The organism is Paraburkholderia sp. GAS348, assembly GCF_050434205.1.
In the GTDB taxonomy this organism is placed as follows: domain Bacteria; phylum Pseudomonadota; class Gammaproteobacteria; order Burkholderiales; family Burkholderiaceae; genus Paraburkholderia.
Genome location: NZ_JBNPVT010000035.1, coordinates 12,709 through 39,119 on the forward strand (window position 1 = coordinate 12,709; position 26,411 = coordinate 39,119).

At 58.9% G+C, this 26,411-nt stretch carries 23 protein-coding genes and 1 pseudogene; 16 read left to right on the top strand and 8 right to left on the bottom strand.

Annotation, left to right across the window (positions count from 1 at the left end):
• Nucleotides 1–126: 126 nt before the first annotated feature.
• Nucleotides 127–603 (bottom strand): MarR family winged helix-turn-helix transcriptional regulator, encoded by a 477-nt coding sequence (locus P3T22_RS31230; RefSeq protein ID WP_429327048.1) that lies wholly within the window; start codon nt 601–603, stop codon nt 127–129.
• 576 nt (nt 604–1,179) lie between these two features.
• On the opposite strand from P3T22_RS31230, the gene guaB reads away from it, so the two are divergent.
• The 7 genes from guaB to P3T22_RS31265 all read left to right on the top strand — a co-directional run bounded on the left by guaB (nt 1,180) and on the right by P3T22_RS31265 (nt 7,724).
• Nucleotides 1,180–2,640: an IMP dehydrogenase gene (gene guaB, locus P3T22_RS31235; RefSeq protein ID WP_429327064.1), complete on the top strand. Its 1,461-nt coding sequence runs from the start codon at nt 1,180–1,182 to the stop codon at nt 2,638–2,640.
• Nucleotides 2,641–2,848: 208 nt separating this feature from the next.
• Nucleotides 2,849–3,100, top strand: a complete 252-nt coding sequence (locus P3T22_RS31240) for a hypothetical protein (RefSeq protein WP_429327049.1) — start codon at nt 2,849–2,851, stop codon at nt 3,098–3,100.
• Nucleotides 3,101–3,294: 194 nt separating this feature from the next.
• Nucleotides 3,295–4,077 carry an SDR family NAD(P)-dependent oxidoreductase gene (locus tag P3T22_RS31245; RefSeq protein WP_429327050.1) on the top strand — a complete coding sequence of 261 codons (783 nt, stop codon included), beginning with the start codon at nt 3,295–3,297 and terminating at the stop codon, nt 4,075–4,077.
• Between the two features lie 90 nt (nt 4,078–4,167).
• Entirely contained in the window at nt 4,168–5,286 is a 1,119-nt protein-coding gene (locus tag P3T22_RS31250; RefSeq protein WP_063499080.1) for an alkene reductase, read from the top strand.
• 1,075 nt (nt 5,287–6,361) lie between these two features.
• Entirely contained in the window at nt 6,362–6,799 is a 438-nt protein-coding gene (locus tag P3T22_RS31255) for a cupin domain-containing protein (RefSeq protein ID WP_429327051.1), read from the top strand.
• Nucleotides 6,800–6,874: 75 nt separating this feature from the next.
• Nucleotides 6,875–7,231 (top strand): nuclear transport factor 2 family protein, encoded by a 357-nt coding sequence (locus P3T22_RS31260; protein WP_429327052.1) that lies wholly within the window; start codon nt 6,875–6,877, stop codon nt 7,229–7,231.
• A gap of 97 nt (nt 7,232–7,328) precedes the next feature.
• A complete protein-coding gene (locus P3T22_RS31265) occupies nt 7,329–7,724 on the top strand; it encodes a VOC family protein (protein ID WP_063500709.1) in 396 nt (131 codons plus the stop codon).
• 101 nt (nt 7,725–7,825) lie between these two features.
• On the opposite strand, the gene P3T22_RS31270 is transcribed toward P3T22_RS31265, so the two are convergent.
• Together P3T22_RS31270 and P3T22_RS31275 are read right to left on the bottom strand one after the other, a co-directional pair.
• Entirely contained in the window at nt 7,826–8,788 is a 963-nt protein-coding gene (locus P3T22_RS31270; protein ID WP_429327053.1) for a helix-turn-helix domain-containing protein, read from the bottom strand.
• Between the two features lie 298 nt (nt 8,789–9,086).
• On the bottom strand, nt 9,087–9,590 hold the full coding sequence (locus P3T22_RS31275) for a tautomerase family protein (RefSeq protein ID WP_429327054.1): 504 nt from the start codon (nt 9,588–9,590) through the stop codon (nt 9,087–9,089).
• A gap of 473 nt (nt 9,591–10,063) precedes the next feature.
• Here P3T22_RS31275 and P3T22_RS31280 point away from each other — a divergent pair, with 473 nt between their 5' ends.
• Nucleotides 10,064–10,828, top strand: coding sequence for an SDR family NAD(P)-dependent oxidoreductase (locus P3T22_RS31280; protein ID WP_429327055.1), 765 nt, complete (start codon nt 10,064–10,066; stop codon nt 10,826–10,828).
• Nucleotides 10,829–10,835: 7 nt separating this feature from the next.
• On the opposite strand, the gene P3T22_RS31285 is transcribed toward P3T22_RS31280, so the two are convergent.
• Both P3T22_RS31285 and P3T22_RS31290 read right to left on the bottom strand, forming a co-directional pair.
• Nucleotides 10,836–12,395 (bottom strand): methyl-accepting chemotaxis protein, encoded by a 1,560-nt coding sequence (locus P3T22_RS31285; protein WP_429327056.1) that lies wholly within the window; start codon nt 12,393–12,395, stop codon nt 10,836–10,838.
• Nucleotides 12,396–12,671: 276 nt separating this feature from the next.
• Nucleotides 12,672–13,373 (bottom strand): TetR/AcrR family transcriptional regulator, encoded by a 702-nt coding sequence (locus P3T22_RS31290; RefSeq protein ID WP_082855309.1) that lies wholly within the window; start codon nt 13,371–13,373, stop codon nt 12,672–12,674.
• Between the two features lie 372 nt (nt 13,374–13,745).
• On the opposite strand from P3T22_RS31290, the gene P3T22_RS31295 reads away from it, so the two are divergent.
• The 8 genes from P3T22_RS31295 to P3T22_RS31330 all read left to right on the top strand — a co-directional run bounded on the left by P3T22_RS31295 (nt 13,746) and on the right by P3T22_RS31330 (nt 22,920).
• Nucleotides 13,746–14,510 carry an enoyl-CoA hydratase/isomerase family protein gene (locus P3T22_RS31295; protein WP_429327057.1) on the top strand — a complete coding sequence of 255 codons (765 nt, stop codon included), beginning with the start codon at nt 13,746–13,748 and terminating at the stop codon, nt 14,508–14,510.
• A 2-nt stretch (nt 14,511–14,512) separates the two neighbouring features.
• A complete protein-coding gene (locus P3T22_RS31300; RefSeq protein WP_429327058.1) occupies nt 14,513–15,748 on the top strand; it encodes a CaiB/BaiF CoA transferase family protein in 1,236 nt (411 codons plus the stop codon).
• A complete protein-coding gene (fahA, locus tag P3T22_RS31305) occupies nt 15,738–17,075 on the top strand; it encodes a fumarylacetoacetase (RefSeq protein WP_429327059.1) in 1,338 nt (445 codons plus the stop codon). Before P3T22_RS31300 ends, fahA begins: the two co-directional genes overlap by 11 nt.
• A 110-nt stretch (nt 17,076–17,185) precedes the next feature.
• Entirely contained in the window at nt 17,186–18,538 is a 1,353-nt protein-coding gene (locus P3T22_RS31310; RefSeq protein WP_082855308.1) for an MFS transporter, read from the top strand.
• A 183-nt stretch (nt 18,539–18,721) separates the two neighbouring features.
• The gene (locus tag P3T22_RS31315) at nt 18,722–19,942 is read left to right on the top strand and encodes a CaiB/BaiF CoA transferase family protein (protein WP_429327060.1); all 1,221 of its coding nucleotides are present in this window, start codon (nt 18,722–18,724) and stop codon (nt 19,940–19,942) included.
• Between the two features lie 161 nt (nt 19,943–20,103).
• Nucleotides 20,104–21,291, top strand: coding sequence for a porin (locus P3T22_RS31320; RefSeq protein ID WP_063499067.1), 1,188 nt, complete (start codon nt 20,104–20,106; stop codon nt 21,289–21,291).
• Nucleotides 21,292–21,409: 118 nt separating this feature from the next.
• Nucleotides 21,410–21,880, top strand: coding sequence for a MaoC family dehydratase (locus tag P3T22_RS31325; RefSeq protein ID WP_429327061.1), 471 nt, complete (start codon nt 21,410–21,412; stop codon nt 21,878–21,880).
• A 182-nt stretch (nt 21,881–22,062) separates the two neighbouring features.
• Complete coding sequence (locus tag P3T22_RS31330) at nt 22,063–22,920, top strand: 3-hydroxybutyryl-CoA dehydrogenase (RefSeq protein WP_429327062.1); 858 nt, start codon at nt 22,063–22,065, stop codon at nt 22,918–22,920.
• A gap of 1,320 nt (nt 22,921–24,240) precedes the next feature.
• Here the strand turns inward: P3T22_RS31330 and P3T22_RS31335 are convergent.
• The 3 genes and pseudogenes from P3T22_RS31335 to P3T22_RS31345 form a co-directional block, all read right to left on the bottom strand.
• A complete protein-coding gene (locus P3T22_RS31335; protein ID WP_082855307.1) occupies nt 24,241–24,435 on the bottom strand; it encodes a zinc-finger domain-containing protein in 195 nt (64 codons plus the stop codon).
• Nucleotides 24,436–24,500: 65 nt separating this feature from the next.
• Nucleotides 24,501–25,973: an NADH-quinone oxidoreductase subunit NuoN gene (gene nuoN, locus P3T22_RS31340; protein ID WP_429327063.1), complete on the bottom strand. Its 1,473-nt coding sequence runs from the start codon at nt 25,971–25,973 to the stop codon at nt 24,501–24,503.
• A gap of 138 nt (nt 25,974–26,111) precedes the next feature.
• Nucleotides 26,112–26,411 (bottom strand): annotated as a pseudogene (locus P3T22_RS31345) (NADH-quinone oxidoreductase subunit L); the annotation flags it as partial.

Sequence of the window (26,411 nt, forward strand, 5' to 3'; positions counted from 1 at the left end):
GCTCAAGCGTTTCCTCGTGCGACTGCGAAAGATACGCGGCTTCCTCCTGGATGGCAATTTGCGCGGGTTGTCGCGCAAGGTCCTCGCAGACCTCCCTGCGCTCTTGCCGTTCTTCGATTGATCAGCCTACTGCACCGTCACATTCGTCTCGCCCTCTGCCCACGGATCGAAGCCGCTGCCCAGCACGTCATGCAAGGACTTACGCAAGTCCTCCGCCCGCTTCATTCCATAACGCCCTTCGAACTGCTTCTGGACCGCTCGCCATATCGGAAGCGCCTTACGATAGCGCGCCAATCCTGTCTTCGTAAGAACGGCATTCTTCATCCGCCGGTCTTCGCCAGGCACCATATCGATCAACCCGTCCCGCTCCAGCGGCTTCAGGTTTGCGGACAATGTCGTACGATCCATTGCCATGGCCGCCGCCAGTTCGCCAATTGCGAGAGGACCCTCCCTGACAAGTTTGTGCAAAATCGAGAACTGCGTCACGCGGATACCAGCTGGACCCAGCGCCTGGTCATACACCGCCGTCAGGTACCGAGAGGCTCGGCGCGCAGCAAGGCAATTGCAGCGACCGTCGATGTCGTCTAGCGTATTTTTTCGCATCAGAAGCTCCGTATATGCTGAAATGTTCCTCAAAGCGAGAATATACGCGTAGCCAGGTGTTTTCGACAGGCAGTTTGCGTCGAGACCCAACTGAGCAATGAATGATCTACAGCAACTGCTGGAATTTCCGTATACGGAAGTGCTTTGATCAGTGGACTCCAGACTGCGTGGCTATCGAGGAAGCCATGAACGAGTACCAGTGCGTCCAATTCGACGCTATCCGGGCGGGCCCCCGAATTCGAGGTTTTGCTGGCATCAGAGGCGGCCCTCACAGCCGGTCTCCTCCACTCCACATAGCGCTTGTCAAACGTCAACGCGAACCATAATAGGCGTATATACGCCTATTTGAAGTGCGGGTGTTGGCATGATTAGCCGAATCGACGCTCAGTTTCCCGGCGACGTCGGCAGGCAGTTGCGAGGATGCACCCCCAGCATTCCGGAGCGAGACGTCGGCATTTCGCCGGACGGCGCCTTCATCAGGCAGCATTCGACACATCATCATCCTTGATGGAGGGTGCTTCCATCCGCGGCGACCCTCTCTTCGACGGCCGACACTCTAATGACCCAGGAATTCCGATGAACCTGATTCAAAAAGCACTTACCTTCGACGACGTCCTGCTGATCCCGGGATTCTCCGATCTGTTGCCGCGCGATGCTGTCCTTCAGGCGCGACTCACGCGCAATATCTCCCTGAACATACCGTTCGTATCCGCAGCGATGGACACCGTCACCGAAGCACGCCTGGCCATCGCGATGGCGCAGCAGGGTGGGATCGGCATCGTTCACAAGAATCTCTCGCCTGCAGAACAGGCACATGAGGTCACCAAGGTGAAGCGCTTCGAGTCGGGGGTAGTACGCGATCCGATAACGGTTTCATCCGAGATGAAAGTGCGAGATGTCATTGCCCTTTCCCGACAGCATGGAATCTCTGGTTTTCCGGTAGTCGAAGGGAAAAGGCTGCTCGGCATCGTCACCAATCGTGACATGCGCTTCGAGACGCGTCTCGACGTGACCGTGAGCGTCATCATGACACCGCGCGAGCATCTTGTAACCGTGCCGGAAGGCACTCCGCTTGCGGAAGCACAGGCGCTCATGCATTTTCATCGTCTTGAACGCGTTCTGGTAGTCAATGACGCGTTCGAACTGTGTGGGTTGATGACCGTCAAAGACATCACCAAGCAAAGTGAGCATCCCGCCGCGTGCAAAGACGATCAGGGCAAGCTTCGCGTAGGCGCAGCGGTGGGAGTTGGCGATGATACCGACGAGCGCGTGTCGCGCCTGGTTCAGGCCGACGTCGACCTGATCATCGTCGACACCGCGCATGGTCACAGCAGAGGCGTCCTCGAACGCGTGCGATGGATCAAGCAGAATTTCCCACGCATCGAGCTTGTCGGCGGCAATGTGGCAACGGCGAGTGCTGCGAGAGCCCTTGTCGAGCATGGCGTCGACGCGGTCAAGGTAGGCATCGGCCCAGGGTCTATCTGCACAACGCGGATTGTCGCGGGCGTCGGCGTGCCGCAAATTACTGCGATCGTGAACGTCTCCGAAGCGCTAAAAGGTTCCGGGGTACCGCTGATCTCGGACGGCGGCGTGCGCTTCTCGGGCGATGTCAGCAAGGCCCTTGCGGCGGGCGCGAACACTGTGATGATGGGAAGCGTGTTTGCGGGCACCGAAGAGGCGCCAGGTGACGTATTCCTTTATCACGGTCGCCAATACAAGTCCTATCGCGGCATGGGATCGGTCGGAGCGATGAAGGACGGAGCCGCCGATCGCTACTTCCAGGACAATTCCGCCAGCATCGACAAGCTCGTGCCGGAAGGCATCGAGGGTCGCGTTGCGTACAAAGGTCCCGTCGGCCCGATTCTGTTTCAACTGATCGGCGGCCTGCGTGCGAGCATGGGGTACTGCGGCTGCCACACGATAGAAGAACTACACGAGAAGGCCGAGTTTGTGGAAATCACGGGGGCGGGTCTCCAGGAGTCACACGTTCACGACGTGCAGATCACCAAGGAAGCCCCCAACTATCACCTGGGTTGATCGTCGCTTACCATCGCCGGCCACTTGCCCACCTCGGCACGCTCTGATCGAGATGCCCCAGACGCAGAACCACGCAAGCAGGGTCCTCGCTCAAAACAGGCTGCGTCAGGCCCGGACGGCTTCTCTTCAATATCGCTTTTACCAACGTAGGAAACCAAGTGAGTAACTTTCTTAAGCAAGTCATAACCGCACATGGCGGCCTTGAACGGTGGAACAAGTTCAACAAGGTGTCCGCGACCATTGTCTCCGGCGGGGCGAAGACTTCCTGCTGCGTCGCCACGACTACACCGTCGACATCTCTGGCGGATTCTCCGCTGCACAATACGTCTCCGATTACCTGGAGGTCGAAGGACTGTATTTCCCCACCATGCGCCGGGCTTATTTACGCGGGCCTGACATGAACCCTGTCCTCGACGTGCTGCTTGTGTCGATCGACCTCAGTAACTTTCGGTTTGACTAACCACTCTCGAGGCCCGACGCGACGTTCGCTACAGTGAATGCGTCGCCGACCTACACTGGGCGCCCCGGATATAGCCAAACTGAAGGTAGGCCGAGTGGCTTCATCGGCGTTGCCCCGGCCGGCCGGCGTGTCTGATTTCATAGATTACGCTTATAATCTATACACCTTAACTGCTTCAAGAAGGAGCAAACGGGATGTCCAAGAAACCAACGGTGCTCATTACGGGCGCTTCCGCCGGTATCGGCGCCATGTATGCAGATCGATTTGCGAAGCGCGGCCATGACCTTGTGCTGGTTGCACGAAACGATGCTCGCATGAAAGAGCTCGCGGCAAAGCTCAAATCCGAAAGCGGCGTCAATGTCGAAATCATCAAGGCTGATCTGGCAAACGTCTCGGAACTCAAGCAGGTAGAGGATCGACTGCGCGATGATGCGCGTATTGGCGTGTTGATCAATAATGCCGGGACAGCCATTCCGGGCACTTTCGTCGAACAAACGCCTGACGCCATCGCCTCGCTTGTCGATCTGAACACGACTGCCGTGGCGCGCCTCGCCGCAGCAGTCGCGCCGCGCTTTTCACAGGCCGGTGCCGGTGCTATCGTCAATATCGCCTCCGTGGTTGCCCTCGCTCCCGAACTGGGGATGAGCGTTTATGGCGCGACCAAGGCGTTCGTTCTCTACCTGTCCCTAGCCATGGATCTCGAACTGAAACCCAAAGGCGTTTACGTCCAGGCGGTACTGCCAGCGGCCACGCGCACGGATATCTGGACTCATGTCGGAAGGGATGTCGATACTATTTCCGGCGTAATGAACGTGGACGAACTCGTCGATGCGGCTCTGGTTGGTTTCGATCGCCGCGAAACCGTCACGATTCCACCACTCCCCGACGATGCCCAGTGGGATGCGTATGAAGTGGCGCGGCAGGCCATGCTGCCGAATTTCGCGCAGACGCATGCAGCCGCTCGATATCGCGGCTGACCATAGACTAACGCAAGCAACGCGCGTGACTACCGGCTCCCTCGCACAGCCGCCGCAATCGCGTCTTCGACGCTAAAACAAGGACTGCACATGTCGTCATCCTCACTGTTTTCCTCACTGCGGATGGGTCGTCACGCCCTCGCCCACCGCGTCGTCATGGCCCCGTTGACCAGGATGCGCGCCACCCGTCCCGGGAACGTGCCCTACGAACTGAATGCCACATACTACGGGCAGCGCGCGTCGAGCGGCGGTTTGATCATTGCGGAAGCCTCTCAAGTGACACCGTTCGGTCAAGGCGTCCCTGCCAGCCCAGGGATTCATTCCGCGAAGCAAATTGCGGGTTGGCGACTGGTCACCGACGCCGTCCATCAAAAGGGCGGATTGATCTTCCTCCAGCTTTGGCATGTGGGCCGCATCTCACACTCGTCGCTGCAACCGAACGGCGAGTTGCCGGTCGCGCCGTCCGCCATCCGGCCGGCAGGACAGGCCATGACCGCCGACTTCGGAAGCGCGCCATTCGAAACGCCGCGCGCACTTGCGACCGATGAAATCCCGGCGCTCGTCGAATCCTTCGCGCAGGCTGCCCGCAATGCACAGGCCGCCGGTTTCGACGGTGTCGAACTACATGGGGCCAACGGCTACCTTCTTGAGCAGTTCCTTCAATCACGAAGCAATCAACGCACCGACGCGTATGGCGGGACGATCGAAAATCGCGCAAGGTTATTGCTGGAAGTAACCCAGGCCGCGGCCGACGTGTTTGGCGCGGACCGGGTGGGCGTGCGCTTGTCCCCGTATGGAAGAGCCGGCGATAGCGGTGAAGCCGAACCGCTGCCGCTCTATACCTACACGATCCGTGAACTCGCCAGGTACGGGCTCGCCTATTTGCACCTGATCGAACCTCGCTCAAGCGGTGCCGGACGTGCAGACGTCGATCATCAGGACGTGCCTTCCGCAGCGGCGCTCTTTCGCCCGATCTGGCCGGGCGTCCTGATCGCGGCCGGCAACTTCACGCCGCAGACGGCCGAACAGGCCATCGACGCCGGACATGCGGATGCCATCGCATTCGGCCGCGCCTTTATCGCCAATCCGGATTTGCCTCGGCGACTGAAAGCGGGCGCGCCACTGAGTCCGTACAACCGAGCCACTTTTTACGGCGGCGATGCGAAAGGCTACACCGACTATCCATCACTCGACAATTCCATGGTTTGACCTGCTGACGCGCCTTTTACCGGCGCCTTGATACGCAGACCTTTGGACAGCGTGCACGCGGTTCGAGAAGGCCACATTGGCCAAGCCCGTCGATTTCTGATGCACGCTGCGGAACTGCGGCTTGCGGTCAAGGCAAATTCGCGTCGCTACATCGAACGGCCTGACCGTATGAGCATTCGGCAGCTCATCGTACTCGCAGTCGTATTGATGCGTGATTCGGAAAGAGGCGCTGCGGCAGTGCCTGGATGCTAAAAATTTCACTCGTGCGGCAGACATGATGGACGTCGCGCCGCCAATTTAGATTGGCATACAGCATGCCGAGCTGCTGCTACCTGCAAAGGTTCGCGCATTTATCGACCATGCGTCGGAATTCTCCGCGGGTCAACTTGCAAGATAGGGTGAAGGACCCACCGCACTGCGCAGTGACGTTCATCACTTCTGTCGTTGCCCTGCATGTTTTGCGAAGGAGCTCGTAGGAAGACCTCTTCGGTAGGCTGAGAGCCGCTTTGCCAAAACGCGGTAGAAAAATACCGTGACAACAATTCGCCTCCGGATGTGAAGTACTGCGAATTGCCCCGCAAGGAAAATAAAAGGCGGCAGCGCCAAGGGGAAATAGGTACTGAACTGATGCATGTCGAACCTCTCGTTCAAACGGAGGACCTATCGTACGCGTCGACCGCCAGCTTTTCGATGCCATAACCCGTATCAGTCTTTTATCGCAGCGGTAACGACCTTCGACGTAGGTCAATGCAAGAGCGCGATAATTGCCGCCTCCGTAACAATGCCAAAAATCGTGCCAAGCAGAATCGTGGGATAGCGCTTGACGGAACAATTCTTCAGACTTGGCTAGCGGTTGGGTGGTGCCAGTGGGGTGAGCACAAAAAACGCTGAAACTCCAGTGTGTCACCGCGCCACCATCGAGCAAGGATCATGCCTTCGTCAATTCGCCACTGCACGGGCAGGCAACTCGGCTTGCACTGACGTGCAATCGTCGCCCCATTCACTGCGATATCTTTGTTTCACCCACAAACCTTGCCGAACGGAACAGTGGCCCGGCACACGTTAGGAGACGACGATGGAAATCAAGCCGAAGGTTCAGGAAGAAGCAGTTCAAATCAATGACATTCCGTGGAAGGCTTTCCCCGACGCGCTTTCGAAAGGAGGCATCCGTTGGAAGATGTTGCACGCCTCGCCGGAAATGGGCGCATGGACCGCGATCTTCGATTGCCCCGCAGGCTCGTCGTTCAATGCGCATTTCCACGTCGGGCCGGGGGAATATCTGTTGATGAAGGGCAGAATGGATGTCCGAGGTGGAAGCGAACACGGGGGCGACACGGTTGTTGCTCCGGCTTACGGCTACGAGTCTGCCAACGCGCGACACGACAAAACCTACTTCCCCGTCGACAGCGAGTTCTACATGACCTTTCTGGGGCCACTCTCGTTCATCAATGAGGATGGCACACCCATCGTAGTCGTCACATGGGACGAAGCCCAGCGCGCGTACGCCGGATAAGCCAGCGACACCTTTTCCATGCACCGGCAGTGTCCCGCATTGCCGGCCCGCCATTCGATTTCATGGACGCTCACCATGTCAGATTCTTCTCAACACACGGAAGGGACGACCAAGCAGGTTCTCGACCATCATCTCAGTGCGTTTGCACAGGGTATCGATGAGATACTCAAGGACTACGACGATAGCTCTACGATAATCACGCCCGACAAGACTTTTCGTGGCCGTAGCGAAATAACAGGTTTCTTCAAAGCGTTCCTTGACGGCGCCGCCCCCGAATTCTGGGCGGCATTCAAAATCACGAGCCTCAGTACGGAAGGCGAGATCGCCTACCTCGCGTGGGAGGCAAAGCCTTGGGTTACCCTCGCGACGGATACGCTGCTCGTCAAGAACGGGAAGATCTCGGTTCAGACGTTCACATCGCTCTCGGCGTGAACGGCAACGACGAGACAAGCTGTCGTGTCTCCCTTCAATGGGCTTCGTGCGCCGCGGCCACATCTCCGCGTCGCGCATTACATATCTGGGAAACAAAGTGGCCAAAATAATTCATTCGATGGTGCGGGTTCACGACCTTGAACGTTCCTTGCGGTTCTACAAGGACGCTCTCGGGCTGTCAACAAGTCACCGCCTGGATTTCCAGGATTTCTCGCTCGTTTATCTTCGCAACGAAGAAAATGACTTCGAGATTGAACTTACGTGGAACAAGGGCCGTGAACCGGCGTATACACATGGTGACGGCTACGGGCACATCGCCGTGGCCGTAGCAGATCTGGAAAGTGAGCACACGCGGATGAGCGGACTCGGCATCAATCCAACACCCGTTAAGGAGTTCAAGCGCGGTGAGGAGAGGCTAGCACGGTTCTTCTTTATTCAGGACCCTGACGGCTACAAAATTGAGGTCCTGGAACGCTCGGGACACTACGTCTAAAACGCGCCTTGACGCCCAACGCGAGTGTTATTGCCGTGTGCTCTACGATAGGCGTCCAGCGATCGCGTGGTCTAACCGGCCGCTTCGACACGTCAACGCGCCTAAGAGCGAAACTCCGTTATCCTGCGTACATCGCCCGGTGAGGAGCCGTACTTCTCCTTAAAAGCGCGGCAAAAATGGCTCGTCGAGTTGAAGCCCCAGCGAAATGCGATTTCCGATATTTGCTGCCGGTTATATGCCGGATCTGTTAGCGCCTCTTTGCAGGCGTGCAAACGTCTATCCAAAATCCATCCGGAAACGGTCATGTCGCCGCGATGAAAAAGCATATGAAGGTAACGCAGCGAAATTCGATTTGCCTCCGCGATGCGGGTCGGGCTAAGGTCGTCTTCATGCAGGTGCTGCAGGATGTAGTCCTGCACGCGCCTCAGCATGGCTGCACTCGCGTCGAATAAGGCTGATGGCTGCTGCCCCGAGAGCGCAATGCCGAGTAGCTCGAGCGTCGACCTGCTGACCGAACCTTGAACGCGCTCATCAAGGGCCGCGATTTCATTCGAAAGAGCCAGGAGGTGGACGGCCAGCAGTGAACCCACACCCGTGCGGCTTTCGATTTTCCCACCGGCAGGAGGTTGCTTCCGCTCCGGCAGGCGCTCCCGCATCACGGACCATGGAATCATGAGCGTCACTTTGTGCAGACGCTCAAGCACTTCAAATTCCACCGCCCGGTCCGTTGTCCAGACGACAACATCACCGGCTGCGACTTCAACCCCAGCGCCGCCAATCTTGAAGCGCTCCCGCCCTTCCGTCGTGAGCTGCACGCCAACGTAGAGCTCGTCGTCGTGCCGCACCTGGCCCCAGGTGCGCTCGCCTGTGCAGGGGTCGCACACAGTCTCGACAATGCTGGCTCCAGCGAAGTCGTGATGTTTGACGTGAGCGTAAAACGTAGCGGGAAGGCGATGCGGCACTTGCCACTCGCGGTAGTTCGTGCTGAGCACAGACTGCCAGGCGTCGGTGCGGTCGCCGGGCGCAACGTCACTGCTTGACCATTCCTTTGATTGATTGCGCACGTCGTGCCTCCTTTGCCCCGGCGCCACAGTCCGGCCTGGTGCTGCACTTTCATGCTGAATGCCGTTTAACAGCTTATGATCGAATCTCGGGTGCGGCCAGTGGGACGTACCCTAGCCGGGGCGTCGGCAGGAGAAAGAGTCGACGTAGACAGGCATCGGCCGCCGTTTTGGGGCCAAATGCCCAGTTGTGCGGGCGCGAAAAATCGCGCCATCAGCTATGAGCGATCAAGCCCCGCGCAAGCGGTGGACCCAACCCACTCGAATGCATGCGGGACTTCGACCTGAATCAATCGCGGAATTATTCCTGAACGACGTGTGGTACGTCGATACGCGGACGCGTGGCCAATGCCTGCTCCATTGCTTCAATTCGGCTACTGTCGAGACCTAAAGTTCGCGCAGTGAATACTGTGGTCCAGGTTTTTCCGTCGATGCTCCACGTTCCACTCGGAATTTCCTCCACGATGCAGAACACCCGTGGGCCGCTGCCATCGGTGCCTGTGCCGTCGGCTTCCAGAATCGCTTCTGTCAGCTCTGCGGCCAGGCGGTTGATGCGCTCCTGATCCATGAAACCGACCATCACCCTGACATTGATCCGGTAGATGTTTTGACTGGCGGGATGACCCGCGACGGTCACATGATGCCTCGGCCGCTCGTCAAGATAGACCCAGGCAACGGATGCAGCCGCCTCGCTCAATTCAATTCCTTCCCAGCGAAGCGCCGTGGCCCACAGGTTGTTGGTCAATTTCTGTTGCGCGTCGGCATTCAGTGAGCCTTGTGCGTAGATAACGTCGATTAGTGGCATGCTTACTCTCCTGATTTCGTTTGAAAGATGGGCCGATGAAGGGGCGAAGGACTCCATCGCAGGTTTAGTGGAGCCCCTCGTTCTTCGGCTCGACTCCGGGTGTTCCTAGAGTCTTTCCCTAAATAGCAGTCCCCGAAGGCTGCTCGTCTGACCGGATGAACCGATTGATCAAGGGTATCAGGAAAGGAAACGCGTCGTTGCCCGCAAGCGCAAAATGAATTGCATCACAGTGCAACGGCCGGGTTCCATGCCTGGTCACGCGCTCGGTAAAACGCGTATATACTCGTATTTTTAGCGATGTCCGGGTTTGAGTAAGGCACCGTTAATGGCAACGCGTACCAGACACGTTATAGATATCGAGGGCCGCTGCAACTGCCTGTCAGCCAGGCAGACGGCACGCTATCTCAGCGCTGCCTATCCAGGACCTAAGATAGATCGCAACCGAGCAACACGTCTCTAATGGAGTAACGAACATGCATGACCTTTTCGATCTGCGCGGCCGCGTGGCCGTCGTAACCGGTGCAACCAGGGGTATGGGACTGTCGATCGCGCGCGCACTCGGCAAAGCCGGCGCCAAATTGGTGATTTCCGGACGCGACCAGGGGACCGCCGATTCGGTCGCAGCGAAACTGCGCGAGTCGGACGGCATCGACGTCAAGGCGTTCGCCTGTGACATCACCGATCCCGCAAGTGTTGGCCAGTTCGCTACGCGGGCGCTCGAGGCATTCGGCCGCGTTGACACGCTGGTGCTGAACGCCGCTGGTGTCTCGCCGGCCGGATCGATCCTCGGCCATACTCCTGAGCAATTCGATCAGGTTATGGCCGATAACGTGCGAGGTAGCTTCGCGCTCGTCACCGCGCTGGCGCCTCAGATGATCGCCCGCAAAGATGGGTCGATCATCTTCATGTCGAGCCGGGCGGCCAAGCGTGGATCCGGACTTCTCGGCCTGTATGCCATGTCGAAGGCATCGATTGACCAACTCGTGCGTAATCTTGCGCTCGAACTCGGGCCGTCGAACATTAACGTCAATTCGATCAATCCGGGCGCAGTACGCACCGATTTTTCACGCGTGCTCTGGGAAGATGCCGAACGTGAAAAGAAGACTGTCTCGACCATCCCGATGGGGCGCATCGGCGAGCCAGAGGACGTCGCGGGTCTCGCGTTGCTGCTGGCCTCGCCAGCAGGTCACTATATCCATGGCCAGAACATCAGCGTGGACGGAGGCGGGACGGCCTGAGCGGTGGCTACGCAGGCGAGACGCTCGCCAGCCTGAACATCGAAACAGAGGCTTTCAGATCGTTCGCCTGCGACTCGAGCGAGCAGGCGGCAGCCGCCGCCTGCTCGACCAACGCCGCGTTCTGTTGCGTGACCTCGTCCATCTGCGTGACGGCCTGGTTGACCTGGCCGATGCCCTTGCTCTGCTCCTGCGAGGCAGCAGTGATCTCATTCATGATGTCTGTCACGCGCCTGATCTCGTGGGTGATCTCGCTCATCTTCGCACCGGCTTCCCGTACATGGCCGGAGCCCGCCTGCACCCGCTCCACGGAATCGTGAATCAGCTCCTTGATTTCTTTGGACGCCGCCGAGGAACGCTGCGCCAGCGAACGCACTTCCGAAGCCACCACCGCGAAACCCCGTCCCTGCTCGCCCGCCCGCGCCGCTTCCACAGCCGCATTCAACGCAAGGATGTTGGTCTGGAAGGCGATGCCCTCGATGATGCCTACAATATTGGCGATCCTGCCCGAGCTGGCGTTGATGCCCTCCATGGTCTCTACGACGCGCGACACCATGACGCCGCCCTGCTCCGCAACCTGGGCGGCCTGCGCAGCGAGCTGGTTGGCCTGACGGGCATTGTCGGCATTCTGGATGACTGTCGAGGTCAACTGCTCCATGCTGGACGCAGTTTCCTCGAGCGAGGCAGCCTGCTCTTCAGTACGCTGCGACAGGTCCTGGTTGCCCGCCGCAATCTGTTGAGTAGCGGTGGCAATCGAGTTGGCCGAAATCTTGATCGTGCCGATCGTGTGCGTGAGCTGCTCCTGCATGCGCTTCATCGAAAACAGCAGGCTCGATCGATCGTCCGGTGCCGTCTTCACCGCAACAGTCAGATCGTTATCCGCAATCTGATTGGCAATTTCGGAGGCGTAAGAAGGCTCGCCGCCCAGTGAGCGGAGGATGCCGCGGTTGAGCAGCACCACGACAGCCGACAGGGCACCGGCCAGTATCACCAGAATCCCGAGGCTCTGATACAGAGACGAACGGAAGGCCGTATCGATATCGTCGACGTAGACCCCTGTCGAGAGAATCCAGTCCCACGGTTGATAGGTCATGTTGTAGACGATTTTCGGAGCGGCTTCGGTCGCCCCCGGTCTCGGAAACGCATACGCGGTAAAGCCTTTGCCGTCACGCTTGATGACAGCCGCCATGTCCCTGAAGAAGAAGACGCCGTTCGGATCCTTGTAGTTGCTCACGTCCTTGCCATTCAGGTCCGGCCGCGCCGCATGCAGCAGCACCGTCAGCTGCGAATTAATGATCGTGAAATAGCCGTTGCCGGCGTACCGCATGTTCCGGATGCTGTCCAATGCCCGCTTTTTAGCTTCCGCCTCGGACAAGGAGCCATCGGCCACCCGGTCGCCAAAGGTTTTGACGACGCTCAGGGCGAGTTCCGATGCGTGGATCAAGTCGCCCTTGCGTTCGTCCAGCCGAATTTCTCTCGTCTGGTAAGCGTTGTAGATCGATATTCCGGCTAGACACAGCAGACTCAGGATGAGCGGCAGCCAGAGCTTGTGGGCAAAAGGCAACTTCATACGCAGCGAACCTCGCATTAAAAGTGTGACAACAGGCAGAATTGCCTACCTGACAGACATCGAGAAACCTCCGATACAGGAGGTAACGACAACCACGGCGATATCTTGATGGTTGCTGCCGAAAATGAAAGCGTCGGGCAATGGTCGATATGGTAAGCATTACTTATTTTATATTAAGGCGGACCTCGGCGGATCCACGTCCTGCTTCATCGATCAAATCGCTAGCCTACGGGCCTGGAGCCATGCAGACTCCCTCAATGCCACAGAACTCGACCCTCACCGCCGGGTTCGCCTGGTCTTGCCGGCGCCATGCAAGCCCTGGATATGCATCATGACCTCTTCGAGGCTCGACGCGCCTGCTGCAACCGCACTGAGGAACATGCTGATTGAAAACTCCACCACCTGATCGATTGAAAGAGGTTTATCGGATTGAGGCATGCGATCTGACAGGATCAGCGTCGCGAGTCCGTGCTCCACGCTCCAGGCAGCATGGGTGACGAGCGCCAGCGATCGCTCTTCCCATTGCTTTTCCAACGCGAATTGCTCGACGGACGAAGCGAAAAGCCGGAACGACTTCATGGTCTCCGTGCTGAGCTCCGGGTAAGAATCGCGCGCGACGATCCGGGGACCGACCATCAATTCGAATAACCCCTTATAGCGCTGGGCAAACTCGACATAGACCCTCATCATCCGATATGCCTTTGAAAGCGCCGTCTCGTCGGATTCCGCTATCGCGACGCGCAACGCCGCGAGATCGCGAAAGCCATCTGCCGCAATGGCAGCCAGCAGGCCTTCCTTGCCGGCGAAATGGTGAGAAGGCGCAGCCTCCGACACACCGGCTTTACGTGCCAGGTAGCGCAGACTGAGTTCGTGGACGCCTATCTCCTCCAAAGCGCGACGCCCCTCTGCAATCAGCGCATTACGTAGATTTCCGTGGTGATAGGGCACGGTCACGTCAGAAGATGCTTTTGTATTCACGATGGCACCATGGAAGTGTTCAGACTATTAAAAGTACAAATCTGGCTTCGCAACACGCCTCGCACGTCGCTTGCCGGTATCCCGGCGCACATGCTAATCGCACTCCGCCCTTTCCCAGCATCGGGAATACCCTCATTTCAATGGATCTTATCAGTGTTAGGATACGGCCATGGATTCACTCGATCCGAGGCACGAACCGCTTTGGCGCAGTGTAGGCGCACGACGCATGGTCCGAGCGTTGAAAACCACGAGCAGGCCCGGCTTGACGCGATTTCCAGGTAGATAGATACCTTATATTTTGTAATCCTATTTTTTTCAATCTTCATAAACAATTTGTCCGGCAACCCATCGGACCAACTTGCAGGGTAAGACATGAGCATCGTTCTCTTTGAAAAAGACGGCGCCGTCGGCGTCGTCACCATGGCAAAGCCGCCCCACAACCTGCTCGACGACATCTTTATTCAGGAACTGCTTGCCGCGTACAGCAGCGCCGTCGAGGAAGGGTGCCGAGCGATTCTCCTGCGTAGCGGCATGCGCCACTTCTGCGCCGGCGCGGACGTGACAGCTTTCGCTGCAGGCGGCCGACGCCGCGATCAGGCTAACCTCGAGGCGCTGCTTGATGCCCTCGAGAATGTTCGCATCCCTGTTGTAGCGGCCGTGCATGGCGGCGCGCTGGGTGGTGGCTTCGAACTGGCACTGACCTGCGACATGATCGTGGCGGCCGACACGGCTTTCTTCGGCATGGCTGAAGCGTCTCTGGGTCTGTTGCCGCTGCTCGGTGGCGTCCAGCGAGTCGTGCAGCGCGTGGGCGTGGCACGCGCCAAAGAAATGGCGATGTTCGGCCGGCGCCACGATCCCGCAGCGCTCGAGCGATGGGGTGTCGTCAATCTCGTCACGGCTGAGTCCGAATTGCCGAGCGTATCGATGTCGTGGGCCCGCCAGCTTGCGGCCGGCCCCACTGTCGCCCTGGGCTGCATCAAGAAGCTGGCGAATCTTTCAGCGCGCCGTGGCATCGAAGGTGCCGATGCACAGCAGACCGAGGTGAACAACACGATGTGGGCAAGCGCCGACCAGAAGCGCGGCTTGCAGGCCTTCGCGAAGACCGGTCCGGGCTCCGCCGTATTCGAGGGGAACTGATCATGAACTCACCACTCGAAGGGCTGAAAGTCATCGACTTTACACGCGTGCTCGCGGGCCCGCTGTGCACCAAAACACTGCGCGATCTCGGCGCCGACGTAACCAAGATCGAGCCGCCCGGTGGCGACTCGGGTCGCGGCGGCGTGCCTCACATCGACGGGATGTCGGTCTACTATGCGCAGCAGAATGCGGGTAAGCGCAATCTCAGCATCGACCTGAACTGGCCTGAAGCACGCGATATCGTGATCGACATGTGCCGCGACGCAGACGTCATCGTTGAGAATTTCCGCCCCGGCACGCTCAACCGCTTCGGTCTTGGCTATGAGCAGGTTCGCGAGTTTAATCCGGGCGTCGTCTACGTTTCGATCAGCGGCTACGGCCAGACCGGGCCATGGCGCAACCGACCGGCGTTTGCCCCGACGGTTCAGGCGGAAACCGGTCTGACCGACATTCTGCAGCAGCACTACGGCGACTCGCTGAGCGAACTCAAGAACGATGCCTGCAGCCATGCGGACGTCTACACCGGCCTACATGCCGCAGTTGCGGTGCTCGCCGCGATCCAGCATCGCAACCGCACCGGGGAGGGACAGCACGTCGACGTCGCGATGGCCGCAACCATGCTCGCGGTCAACGAACGCGCTGGCGCGCAGCTGTCTGGGATCGATACGCAGGGCGAACCACCGGCACTAAGCGCACCTGAATCCCATATCTTCAAGCTGTCGGACGGACGTCAGTTGACCATCGCTGCGAGTCCCATCTACTCGCCGATGTTCGTCCGCTTCTGCTCGATGATGCGTCGAACCGATCTGCTGCTAGACCCGCGCTTTGCGACTGCGCCGCTGCGCCGCCAGAACCTCGGCGCCCTGCTTGCCGAAGTCCGCGCGTGGATTCTCACCTTCACGGACCTGGAGGAACTCCAGGCGCAGGTGAGCGAACAAGGCCTTGCTGTCGGTGTGGTCCGCAGTACGAATGATCTCGCGGAATCTGAATGGGCGCGGGACTGGGGTGCGATCGTCCACGTGGACGACCGCTCGGGAGGCACGATGCGCATGCCGGGTGCGCCATGGCGCTTCAGTGGCGCAACCTTGCCGCCGCCTGGCGTCCCTGCTTTCCAGGGTGAACACAATGTCGAGTTGCTCGCCGAACGCCGCGTCGATCCCGCTTTGATCGAGGAACTGCGTCAACGCCGCGTGCTGCTCAGCCGCCGGAGCCTGCGGGGTGAATTCGATGAACCTTGACCGCACGCACGACGCGACTGTCAAGAGTTGGCTGGCCTCCGCCAATCAGCCTCACTGCGACTTTCCGCTGCAGAATCTCCCCTACGCGATCTTTCGCCGCAAGGGAGATACGGAGGCGTTTCGCGCGGGCATCGCGTTGGGGGACCAGGTCATCGACCTGGCCGCCCTCCTTCGCGAACGCTGCCTCGACGGCCTCGCCATGCAGGCGGCCATCGCCTGCACGCAGCCCTCGCTCAACGAGTTTTTCGCCATGGGCCCGGACGCATGGCGAGCCTTGAGGCACGCCGTCTTCGCGCTTTTCGAAGCGCCAGCGGGAAACGGGGCGGCGACGCCTGATACCGACGTGCTGCGCCGCTGTCTCGTTCCGCAGGCTCTGGCCGAATACAGCGTGCCAGCCCAAATCGGCGACTACACCGATTTCTATACGTCGATCGACCATGCCCGCAACATCGTCAAGCTGCTGCGTCCGGACTCGGCACTGTCGCCAAACTTCCAGTGGATGCCCGTCGCCTATCACGGGCGTGTATCGAGCATTGGAATATCTGGTCAGCAAGTACGGCGGCCGCTCGGACAACGCCTTGCTGCGGGGAGCAGCGTGCCTGAGGTATCTGCGAGTGCGCGGTTGGACTACGAGCTCGAACTGGGAATCTTTATCGGCGTCGACAACCGGCAGGGCGAGCCGATTCCGGTGACCGATGCCGAACAGCATGTGTTTGGCCTTTGCCTGCTGAACGACTGGTCCGCGCGTGACATACAGATGTGGGAATCGACGCCATTGGGGCCGTTTCTCGCGAAAAATTTCGCCACCACGATCTCTCCGTGGATTGTCACCATGGACGCTCTCGCGCCGTTCCGTCATGCATGGGAACGGCCTGCCGAAGAGCCTCAGCCGTTGGCCTATCTCGACGCGCCCACCAATCGAAGCGAAGGTGGCCTCGACATCCAGCTCGAAGTATGGCTGGAATCCGAGCGGCAACGTGCAAGTGACGCTCCGGCTACACGGCTGTCGCGCACGAGCTTCCGTCACCAGTACTGGACCGTTGCGCAAATGGTCGCGCATCACACGGTTGGCGGCTGCAACCTGCGTAGCGGCGATCTGCTCGGTAGCGGCACGATCTCGGGCCCAACGGCCGCTGAAGCTGGCGCGTTGATCGAGCTCACTGCCGCGGGAAAGGCACCCGTCGTCCTGGGTAATGGCGAAGCACGCGGCTTTCTGGAGGACGGCGATGAGGTTGTCATGAAGGGCTGGTGTGAGCGGCCCGGATATGCGCGCATCGGCTTCGGAGAGAACCGTGGAGAAGTACTGCCCGCGCGAGCGGTTTCGTAGAGGCTGTTGCTGCACCATCGCGGGAAAGCGGGCGATACCGCCCGCCCTCGCACTGAAACTGTCATGACACTGGCCAAACAGATCCGGGCATGTCATCAAGGAGACACTTCATGAACTCGCTCTACGACGCCGATACGAACGCCTTGAGCGACGCATCCGAAATCACTCTACGGCGCGCGTATTCGGCTTCGGAATGGAGAATCGTTCCGATTCTCTTCCTGCTATGGCTGCTCGCGTGGGTCGATCGCGCCAATGTCGCATTTGCCAAGTTGCAAATGCTGTCTGATCTGCGCTTCAGCGAAACCGTGTACGGCTTCGGTGCGGGACTGTTCTTCCTCGGTTACGTGGTGTTCGGCATACCCAGCACGATGTTTCAGCAACGGCTCGGCGCAAGACGAACCATTTCCGTGATTGCGATCGGTTGGGGACTCACCAGCATCGCAATGATGTTCGTCCGTAGCGCACCTCTCTTCTATCTTCTGCGGTTCCTTCTGGGCGCGTTCGAGGCGGGCTTCTATCCAGGCGTCATCCTGTATCTGAACCTGTGGTTTCCAACCAAACGGAGAACCCGCAACTTCAGCATTTTCCACTCGGCCGCCATCTGTTCGACCATAGTCGTCGGTCTGACCGGCGGCTTCGTGCTGCAACATATGAGCGGTATGTTGTCCCTGTCGGGATGGCGATGGATGTTTCTGGTGCAGGCGCTCCCCACACTGCTGTTGGGCTGCCTCGTACTATTTGTCCTCTCCGACGGACCGGCGACGGCTTCCTGGCTGTCCCCTGAGGAACGGCTGCTCATCGCGGCCGACCTCGCTCGCGACCGGAAACGCTCTTCTGTGGAGGAGAACCACAAGCGGCCGCTGCTTGCCAATCCCGTCGTCTGGATGCTGCTCGCCATCTATTTCTGCATCATCACCGCCAATACGGCACTGAGCTTCTTCATTCCGACCATCCTGCGGGATGCGGGATTCGGTGGCTACACGGCGATCGGCAATGCTATCGCGGCAATCTGTATTCTTGGTGCTGTCGGCAACATCGCATTCTGTACATACGCGAGCCGTCATGGCGACGTCCGCTATCACTGCTCTATTGCCTCTGCAGTGAGCGTTGCAAGCCTGATTCTGCTGGTACTCGTCTGGCACAGCAGCCGCACCGCCACCTTTGTGACACTCGCGTTCGCTCTCGCAGGCACAGGTGCGGGCATCTCCCTGTTCTGGCAGATTCCCATGCGGTACCTGAAGGCCAATACGGCAGCGGTCGGGGTCGCCTTCATCAGTTCGGTTGCGAACCTCGCAGGTTTTCTGACACCCTGGCTCACCGGATACGTACGGGAAGCGACCGGCACCTATACAAGTGGCTTTGTCACCGCTGCGTGCGTGCAAGGATTGGCGGCGATCATGCTTGTTGTGGCCCTGCCAATTGCTTCTCGTAGAAATCAACAGGCCCTTTCCAATGACGGATGACGCCGCCGACCGCGACGGCACTACCCGGTAGCGAACCGAATGTCGCGCAGAACTTTGCGCGCTAACCCGGCGCCACCTTTTAATTCCAGAAGTCGGCTTCCGTGCCAGGGCACTTTACGCTAGCTACGCGACGCCGCCACGTCATATAAATAGCATTACTAACCGGTAAAATTTCGACCAATTATGGGCGCTCTCAATCATATCCGTGTACTGGATCTCACCCGCGTGCTCGCCGGCCCCTGGTGCGCACAGACGCTCGCCGACTTCGGCGCGGACGTCATCAAGATCGAACGCCCGGAGGTAGGCGACGACACGCGTCACTGGGGCCCTCCATACCTGAAAACGCCGGACGGCGCAGATACGCGCGAGGCTGCCTACTATCTCGCCGCGAACCGCAACAAGCGCTCGGTAACGGTAGATATCGCCACGCCCGAAGGGCAGCGCATCATCCGCGAACTGGCCGCGCAAAGCGACGTGGTGCTGGAAAACTACAAGGTCGGCCAGTTGAAGAAATATGGCCTCGACTACGCGTCGCTCAAGGAAGTCAAGCACGACATCATCTATTGCTCGGTGACCGGCTTTGGCCAGACTGGACCCTATGCGCAGCGCGCGGGCTATGACTTCATCATCCAGGGAATCGGCGGCTTCATGAGCATCACTGGGGAGCGCGACGGCTTGCCAGGCGGTGGACCGCAAAAGGCAGGGGTGGCGATTACCGATCTGATGACCGGTATGTACTCAGCCGTCGCCGTGCTGACAGCGCTCGCGCATCGCGACCGCACCGGCGAAGGTCAGTACATCGACATGGCACTCCTCGACGTGCAGGTTGCCATGCTCGCGAACGTTAACTCGAACTTTCTCGCCAGTGGCCAGCCGCCGGTGCGGTGGGGCAATGCGCATCCCAACATCGTGCCCTACCAGACTTTCCAGACCAGCGACGGCTGGATCATCGTCGCGGTCGGCAACGACGGGCAATTCCGCAAATTCGTCGAGGCCGGCAGCCGGCCGGAGCTCGCTGACGACGAGCGCTTCGCCACCAATCCGGCACGCGTGCGCAATCGCGACACGTTGGTGCCGATTCTGGCGGAGATGGTCCGCGTGCGTGGAAAGCATGAATGGATCACCGCGCTCGAAGCCGCTGGCGTCCCATGCGGTCCAATCAACGATCTCGGCGAAGTATTCGAGAACGATCAGGTGGTGGCGCGCGGACTGCAAGTCAACCTGCCCCATCCCTCTGGCGGCACAGTGAAGGTAGTGCGCAACCCGATCAATATGAGCGCGACGCCGCCTCAGGCGCTCGCCCACCCGCCCCAGCTCGGCGAGCATACAACGGACGTTCTGCGCGCCGTTCTGGGCTATGACGATGAACGAATCGCGGCGTTACGCCAGGACTCCGTGATCTGAAGGGCCATTTCGCCGCCGCCTCGATTTGTACGCGGTGTCAGGCGGGGCATTGCCGGCGCCGCAGGTTTTTGAAGTGAACTGTTTCGCCGCCGAGGTCGTCACGAGACCAACGGCACATTGCTGTATCGATATTTAACTATAACGCTTCAAAGGGGACATGCATGAAATTGAGGAAGGCGATTTTTCTTGCGACCAGCGGACTGGCTAGTGCGTCAGCCTGCGCACAAAGCAGCGTGACGCTCTACGGTCTGGTTGATGCAGGTATCAGTTATGTTAACAACGTGGCCAGTAAGCCAGGAGCCATCGGCGCCCGCAAGATACAGGAAACATCCGGCATCAGTGCTCCGTCCCGATGGGGATTTCGAGGGGTCGAGGATCTGGGCGGAGGCAATTCCGCGGTCTTCGTGCTCGAGAACGGCTTCAGCGTCTCGAGCGGGACCCAGTTGCAAGGCGCTCGTTTGTTCGGCCGCCAGGCATTTGTTGGACTGGCCAACGGTAATCTGGGGACGGCGACCTTCGGTCGGCAGTACGACTCGGTCGTCGATTTCGTCGGACCCTTTGTCTCATCCCGACAATGGGCGACACAATATGGCGCGCACGTCGGTGACATCGACAACCTCTACACCACGTTCCGCATCAACAATTCGGTTAAGTACACCAGTCCGACCTATCGCGGGCTTGCCATCGGCGGGTTGTACGCTTTCAGCAATCAGGCTGCGGGTTCAACGGGCACCGGTTTCTCCAACAATAGCGCGTGGAGCGTTGGGACGAGCTATGCCGCAGGTGCTTTAACGCTGGGGGCTGGCCACCTGCACCTCTCAAGCCCTTCGGCCGGAAGTACGGGGGGCACCAATACGGCTGGCGCCATCGTCGGCGACTACTCGAGCGCCACCGACATCTTCTACACGCGCCCGGTCAAGACGCAGGACGTCACCGGAGCAGGCGTGGCGTACCAATGGGATGCGGCGACGTTTGGGTTCGCGTACACCCTGGCCAAGTTGCGATACGTTGACCACTCGAACTTTTCTCTCTCGAACTATGAAGTCAATGCGAAATATCAGATCTCTCCAGCGTTTCTCGCCGGTATTGCATTCATCTACAGCGACGGAAAGGTGGGTGGAGCCCCGAGCATCGCGAACATCACGGATGGGACTCATCCTCGGTGGGCGCAGATAAATGCAGGAGCCCAGTACTCGCTTAGCAAGAGTACATCGACATACGTAGCCGCCGTCTATCAGAAAGCTCTGGGCGACGCCCTGACGGCATCGATCGACAACGTGGGCGGTCCAACAGGCTCCAATTCGCGATACCAGCTAGCCGTTACCGCCGGTTTGCGCGTCAGATTCTAGTTCAGCTTTCACGATATCAAAGATATCGCGATTCGAATGCAGTGCTTCGCCAACGCGACATCGCCCGCAGAATCGACTGCGGGCGATGTCGCTAGCCACATACCTATCCGGAGTAAATATGAGTACCCAACAAGACACCCAGTTGCTAGGCCGCGGCTTCTACTGGCAGGAGATTCAGGCCGGTCAACGCTTTCACACCTATCGCCGCACCGTGACCGAGACCGATCTTGTCAATTTCATCTCGGTGACTGGCATGCTCGAGGCCATTTTTATCGACGCAGACTACGAGCACGGCGCCATGCGTGGCCGTGCGGTCCCCGCCGCGCTGACGAGCGGCCTGATTGAAGGGCTGCTATTCCAGACGATGATCCAAGGCACCGGTCTGGCGCTGCTGGAGTTGACGCTAAAGGCTCACGGCCCGGTTCTCGTCAACGATTCGATCTACGGGATTGTGGAGGTCGAGGAAGTGAAACCTACATCCAAAAACAATCGTGCAGTCGTGACGAGCCGCATCGACGTGTTGAATCAGCGTAACGAGCGCGTTCTTTCATACACCGCGAAGCGGTTGCTGGCCGGTCGCCCCGCTTAAGGTTCGGAAGCACGGCACCGCCGTGCGCTGCTCGCGAACGCATCCGGGCCTTCAAGGCGTATACCGTGATCGATCAGCTTTCCGAAGCAATTTTCCCCGGAGACGGGCCCCAGGCAAGGCATCGCTCCGGTGCTCAAAAACCGAACAGGCGTTGTGTTTGGCGCCGATAGAAAGGAACAGCCATGAAAATCGAATCCGTCGGAGTCGTCGGCGCTGGCGCCATGGGCAATGGCATTGCCCAGATTGCCGCGGTCGCTGGTTTCAGGACCGTCCTGATCGACGTCACCGACACGGCGCTCACCAAGGGCCTTGCGACGTTGAGCGCCAGCCTCTCCCGGCTGGTCGAGAAAGGGAAACTCTCCGCATCAGTGCGCGAGGCGGCGCTCGCACGTATCGAGACTTCGATGGACTATCGACAGCTTGCAAATGTCGATATCGTCATCGAAGCGGCTAGCGAAAACACTGATCTAAAGGTCCGCATTCTCCGGCAAATCGAATCCGAGGTGCGACCTGACACGATCATCGCAACGAACACTTCGTCGATCTCGATAACAACCTTGGGCGAAACGCTCAAGCGCCCCGAGCGCTTCATTGGCATGCATTTCTTCAACCCGGTGGCCCTGATGCCGCTGGTCGAAGTCATTCGAGGCTTGCAGACCAGCCCCGAGACAGCGGAGACTGTTCGAGAACTGACACAGTATCTCGGCAAGGCGCCGATTGCCGTGAAGGACTCGCCCGGGTTCGTAGTCAACCGCATTCTCATCCCGATGATCAACGAAGCTTTCTTCGTTTTAGCGGAAGATGTTGCAACAGCAGCGGAAATCGATGCCGGGATGCGACTGGGTGCGAATCAACCCCTCGGCCCGCTAGCCCTGGCAGACCTGATCGGCCTCGATGTCTGTCTATCCGTGATGGACGTGTTCCTGAACGACTTCGGGGATTCCAAGTATCGTGCCTGCCCACTCTTGCGGGAAATGGTGGCAGCGGGGAAGCTTGGTAGAAAGACGGGGCACGGTGTGTATGACTATGGCCAGCCGTAGAACGTAAGTGCGTGTGGTTTTCAATCGTGAAATTCGGTGTGACTGTCGCAATCGACCAGTGCGGCGCAATCGATACTTAGGGAGACGTTGACGCCTCGGCTTCCGGACGGTCCGCAGCACCGTCCGTAGCGCGGTGAACGTTCGCGCAACGGCTCGCGTCATCAAGACCAGACGGCATTGATGTCAGCAAACGTAGTTGCCTGAGTTGGGCGGTGGATATTGAACGCGCGGCTTCCTCGTTCGCCTTCAACCAGAGAGGAATTGCCTGAGCGAGAATCGAAGTGCCGTGGGGCGTGAGCATAATCCTTCGACCGCGACAATCAGCTCGCCTCGGTGCACTCGCAATCAACGCTCTACGCGTCAGGATGCTCAGTTGCGACGACACATGTGCGGTCTCGCTTTGCATCTCCTGAGCCAGTTCCGATGCGTTCGGAGCGTCGTCCCGGTACAGTAGACTAAGTAGACAAAACTGTGCCGCGCTTATATCAAGTGGCCGCAGCGCATCGTTCAGTTTTGACGCCAACTGTCTCATTCCCCGCTGAGCCATAAGATGATCAAGACTCGATTGACGCGCGCTCAAGAGAAGCTTCTCACTTGTCTCATCGACTTTCTTCATCCATGTACTCCCGGGTTTTGCGGAATCGACTGATGAATCGTTCGGGGAACCAGTCGAGCGCTGCGCCAGCACGTTTCAACCGTTTTTCCTTTTGTGATGATGACACTCTCATTTTTGAAGCGAAAACTCATCAGTCTGACCATGTGACGTCGACGTCCGCAACGCTTGTGTTAGTCGATGGAAGAAGCTCGATGAAATTCCGAAGCGCTGCCGGTTGATGACGCCGATTGGGATCCAACGCTCTGGCCGGACTTCGCCTGGGCGCTGACGAACACGTCGGACATGCTGCCTATCAGTGTTGGACTGCCAAGGAGCGCGGCCACGAAGGCAATCAGAACTCCCAGTGCTGCCGTAGTATCTTCCAGATATGCGGAGCGCTGTCTTGCATCAAACGGTAGTGCTTCAGTTTAGTCAGAAACGGGCACGCGAAAAAGCTCGACGCGTTTAATAGAGAACTTATCAATTACGAACAATCGCCCTGCACGCTTCGCAGTTTTCTCGGTGGCAGACCGGGTGCTGAACGACCGTTTAGCCTCGAAAGTGAGTCGCTTCCTCACAAACATCAGGCGGCAAGGTACTTCTCCCGCAAGCACAACCAGAATCTGTCCGGGATTTCCGTGACAGTAGGCCAGATTGGAATTCTCGCTGTTTTGCGCGGAAAGGCCGGAATGCGGCTCGCAGAACTCGACGTGCCGTGGTGCTGCCTAACGGTGTTTCACCATTTCGCCATCGCGCAACCGGTAGCGCGTGCCGCAGTACGGGCAACGCGTCTCGCCATGGGTGACATTGAGGAACACACGGGGATGGGCACTCCAGCGCGGCATCTGCGGGTTTGGACAGTAAGCGGGTAGATCTTTAGCGCCGAGTTCAAGCAGCGGCATTTCCTTGAGTGAGGTCATTGGTCGGTATGTGATGTCGGTTTAAATTTCCGCGATCTACGATGCATACGACGTCGTAGCGTTATCTAGAGCCGCAGCGTGTGCGTGATAGCATGCAGGCAAACCTTCAGTAGCGGATCCGGCACCAGTCCGAACACCAGCACGGCAACACCGTTGAAGGCAAGCAATCCGCGGTTGAGTCCGCCCGCCTTAATCGGGCTCGCATCTAGCGGCTCGTCGAAGTACATCAGCTTGACGATACGCAGGTAGTAGAACGCACCGAACAGCGACGTGATCACGGCCAACGCGGTCAGCCAGGTCAACCCGGCATTCATGGTTGCCTGCAGCACGGCGAGCTTCGCATAGAAGCCGACTGCCGGCGGAATGCCCGCGAGCGAGAACATCATGATCATCATCACGAATGCGAACACCGGGCTGCGCTGATTCAGCCCCTTGAAGTCGTCGATCGTCTCGGCTTCGAAGTCGCGGCGCGCCAGCAGCATCACCACGCCGAACGAACCGAGCGTCGTCACCAGATAGACGATGCTGTAGAACATAGCCGAGCCGTACGCGCTAGCAGCCGAACCCGTCTTGCCGTCGACCACGCCGGCCAGCAGGCCGAGCAGCACGAAGCCCATGTTCGAGATCGCCGAGTACGCCAGCATCCGCTTGATGTTGCGCTGGATGATACCGGTGATGTTGCCGACAATCAGCGACAGCGCCGCAAGAATTACCAGCATTTCCTGCCAGTCGACCGCCAGCGGCAGCAGACCCATCACGAGGAAGCGCAAGCCCCATGCGAAGGCGGCAACCTTCGGGCCACCGCCCGTCAGCAGCGTCATGGCTGTCGGCGCACCCTGGTACACGTCCGGCACCCACATGTGGAACGGCACCGCGCCCATTTTGAACGCCACACCGGCCACGATGAAGATCACGCCGAACAGCAGCACCACGTCGTTGATGCGGCCTGAAGCGACGGCCTTGAACACGTCATTGATGTCCAGCGAACCGGTTGCGCCGTACAGCATCGAAATGCCATAGAGCAGGAAACCGGAGGCCAGCGCACCGAGCACGTAGTACTTCATCGCCGCCTCGTTCGATTGGGCGGCGTCGCGACGCAGTGCGATCACGGCATATAGCGACAGTGACATCAGTTCCAGACCGAGGTACAGCGTCAGGAAGTTGTTGCCCGAGATCATCACGAACTGGCCAAGCAGCGAGAACATCCCCAGCAGGAAGAAGTCGCCGCGGAACAGATCGCGGTCTTCGAGATACTTGCGCGAGTAAATGATCGACGCTGCGTAGCCGAGCGACACAACGGCCTTCATCACGTTGGCGAACGAATCCACCACGTACATGTGCCCGAAGTAGTGATACACCTGCGGATCGAAGGCGTTCACGGCGAACCAGACGCCAGCGACCACCGTCGACAGCAACGCGATGTAATACGTGGTTCGTCGGCCGGACTGGCCGACGAATGTGTCGTTGATCCACGCAACGATGACGGCGAACATCACCAGCGCATCGGGCAACAGAGCACTCATAGGGGCGCTTTGCATGATCTTTAAATTCCTCCGCTCTGCGTTAATATGGCAACGGCAGTTTCGACTGCGCAACGTGGGAATGGAGGTTTACCGCGAAATACCTGCAATAAGCCGGGAACGATCTTCGTATCTGCGCGCATTTGCATCCTCGCCTTATTTGCCGCCGAGCGTTACAAACAGGGTCAGGAGCCCCAGCATGCCGATAATCATGGCAAACGCGTAGTGGTAGATGTAGCCGGACTGGAGGAAGCGGATCACGCTGGCAAACCAGCCGATAAAGCGTGCGCTGCCGTTGACGATGCCGTCGATGACCACGACGTCGCCTTCCTTCCAGAGACCACGGCCAATCGCCACGGCGCCCCGCGCGAACACCACTTCGTTGATCTTGTCCATGTAGTACTTGTTGTCGAGCAGCGTGTAGATCGGACCGAACGCGCGCTTGATGACAGCCGG

Bases quoted from the DNA above. Each gene is read 5' to 3' on its own strand.
- fahA (WP_429327059.1), top strand. From the start codon at position 15,738: ATGAACCTTGACCGCACGCACGACGCGACTGTCAAGAGTTGGCTGGCC.
- P3T22_RS31300 (WP_429327058.1), top strand. From the start codon at position 14,513: ATGAACTCACCACTCGAAGGGCTGAAAGTCATCGACTTTACACGCGTG.
- P3T22_RS31230 (WP_429327048.1), bottom strand. From the start codon at position 603: ATGCGAAAAAATACGCTAGACGACATCGACGGTCGCTGCAATTGCCTT.
- P3T22_RS31260 (WP_429327052.1), top strand. From the start codon at position 6,875: ATGTCAGATTCTTCTCAACACACGGAAGGGACGACCAAGCAGGTTCTC.
- P3T22_RS31250 (WP_063499080.1), top strand. From the start codon at position 4,168: ATGTCGTCATCCTCACTGTTTTCCTCACTGCGGATGGGTCGTCACGCC.
- P3T22_RS31315 (WP_429327060.1), top strand. From the start codon at position 18,722: ATGGGCGCTCTCAATCATATCCGTGTACTGGATCTCACCCGCGTGCTC.
- P3T22_RS31275 (WP_429327054.1), bottom strand. From the start codon at position 9,590: ATGCCACTAATCGACGTTATCTACGCACAAGGCTCACTGAATGCCGAC.
- P3T22_RS31245 (WP_429327050.1), top strand. From the start codon at position 3,295: ATGTCCAAGAAACCAACGGTGCTCATTACGGGCGCTTCCGCCGGTATC.
- P3T22_RS31335 (WP_082855307.1), bottom strand. From the start codon at position 24,435: ATGACCTCACTCAAGGAAATGCCGCTGCTTGAACTCGGCGCTAAAGAT.
- guaB (WP_429327064.1), top strand. From the start codon at position 1,180: ATGAACCTGATTCAAAAAGCACTTACCTTCGACGACGTCCTGCTGATC.
- P3T22_RS31330 (WP_429327062.1), top strand. From the start codon at position 22,063: ATGAAAATCGAATCCGTCGGAGTCGTCGGCGCTGGCGCCATGGGCAAT.
- P3T22_RS31325 (WP_429327061.1), top strand. From the start codon at position 21,410: ATGAGTACCCAACAAGACACCCAGTTGCTAGGCCGCGGCTTCTACTGG.
- P3T22_RS31255 (WP_429327051.1), top strand. From the start codon at position 6,362: ATGGAAATCAAGCCGAAGGTTCAGGAAGAAGCAGTTCAAATCAATGAC.
- P3T22_RS31320 (WP_063499067.1), top strand. From the start codon at position 20,104: ATGAAATTGAGGAAGGCGATTTTTCTTGCGACCAGCGGACTGGCTAGT.
- P3T22_RS31310 (WP_082855308.1), top strand. From the start codon at position 17,186: ATGAACTCGCTCTACGACGCCGATACGAACGCCTTGAGCGACGCATCC.
- nuoN (WP_429327063.1), bottom strand. From the start codon at position 25,973: ATGCAAAGCGCCCCTATGAGTGCTCTGTTGCCCGATGCGCTGGTGATG.
- P3T22_RS31285 (WP_429327056.1), bottom strand. From the start codon at position 12,395: ATGAAGTTGCCTTTTGCCCACAAGCTCTGGCTGCCGCTCATCCTGAGT.
- P3T22_RS31280 (WP_429327055.1), top strand. From the start codon at position 10,064: ATGCATGACCTTTTCGATCTGCGCGGCCGCGTGGCCGTCGTAACCGGT.
- P3T22_RS31295 (WP_429327057.1), top strand. From the start codon at position 13,746: ATGAGCATCGTTCTCTTTGAAAAAGACGGCGCCGTCGGCGTCGTCACC.